2 protein-coding genes are annotated in these 1,012 nt (G+C 53.8%); one reads left to right on the top strand and one right to left on the bottom strand.

The window, feature by feature from the left end:
* Positions 1–2 precede the first annotated feature (2 nt).
* Positions 3–662: an NAD(P)-dependent oxidoreductase gene (locus AC0QH1_RS06650; protein WP_324630180.1), complete on the bottom strand. Its 660-nt coding sequence runs from the start codon at positions 660–662 to the stop codon at positions 3–5.
* An 83-nt stretch (positions 663–745) separates the two neighbouring features.
* Between AC0QH1_RS06650 and AC0QH1_RS06645 the strand changes: the two genes are divergently transcribed.
* Positions 746–925 (top strand): hypothetical protein, encoded by a 180-nt coding sequence (locus AC0QH1_RS06645; RefSeq protein WP_324630179.1) that lies wholly within the window; start codon positions 746–748, stop codon positions 923–925.
* The last annotated feature ends 87 nt before the right edge of the window (positions 926–1,012 follow it).

Genomic DNA, 1,012 nt, shown 5'->3' with positions numbered 1-1,012 from the left:
CTTTAGGGACTGTGTTCCTTGCCCCGCTTACGTTTCAGGCATTTACCCTCCACTTTTGCGGGAACGAATCGCACCTCCACATCAACCCCTTGGCGCTGCACGAAACCCAAGCTCAACGAAAACGCCGTGGTCAGACTCGCAATCAGTTGATTGAGTGCCAATTTCAGCGCCGCTGCTTCACCCACCTCGCCGATGCGTTGCGGTTCGCCAAAATGTTTTAAAAATTCAGACCACTGGGTAAATTGCTCCCGGGTACCCCCCACCATGACTTGCAAGCTGCCCGACTTCACCTGGGGAATGCTACCGAGAACCGGCGCTTCGAAATAGTCCCCCTCGAATTGCGCGATTTGCGAGGCAAACTCGCGGCTTTCACTCGGGGCGATGGTTCCCATCTGAATGATGGTTCGTCCCTGCAGATGGGGACGAGAGCGCTCAGACAATACCACCTCGCGGATCGCCGTGGCATTGGAGAGCATGGCGATCGCGCAATCGCATTGGGCGATCGCCTCATCAGGGGAATTCGCCAACACCGCACCGGCTTGGCGAAGCGGTTCCATTCTCTCTGGCGTTCGATTGTACGCCACCACCGAAACCTTGGCCGACAAAAGTTTTTCAGCCATCGCTAGCCCCATTAACCCGGTGCCCAGAACTGCTACCTGCACGCATCAACCTCCCGAATCAGTTCGTTTTTGCTTGATTTGGCGAAACTTGAACTTTAAGGTATCGCGTTTTTGATTTCCGTTCAATGAAGGGCAGCGATCGCAACTCATGCCGGGAATTGCGAAGCGAATCGCCGATAGTTGCGATCGCGATCGCAGCCGACGCAGTGCCTGCAACCCCCTATGTTGCCACTCAAGGAAAGCGATCGAGAGTCTGGAATCCCCGTAACTTTAGTTCGGGGAGGAAAGACGAACGACGGTTTTAACCGTCGTGACTTAAACAACGCACAGTTTGTTTGACCTGCGAATCAGTTTAACTTTCTTAGGGGAAAATTGCCCAATTCGTTTCCAAT

It is taken from the genome of Phormidium sp. CCY1219, assembly GCF_055795085.1.
Note: the sequence above shows the minus strand (reverse complement) of the source record. Positions and strands in the feature narration are given on the sequence as shown.

Excerpts from the sequence above, each read along its gene's own strand:
- AC0QH1_RS06645 (WP_324630179.1), top strand. The coding sequence starts at position 746 with ATGAAGGGCAGCGATCGCAACTCATGCCGGGAATTGCGAAGCGAATCG.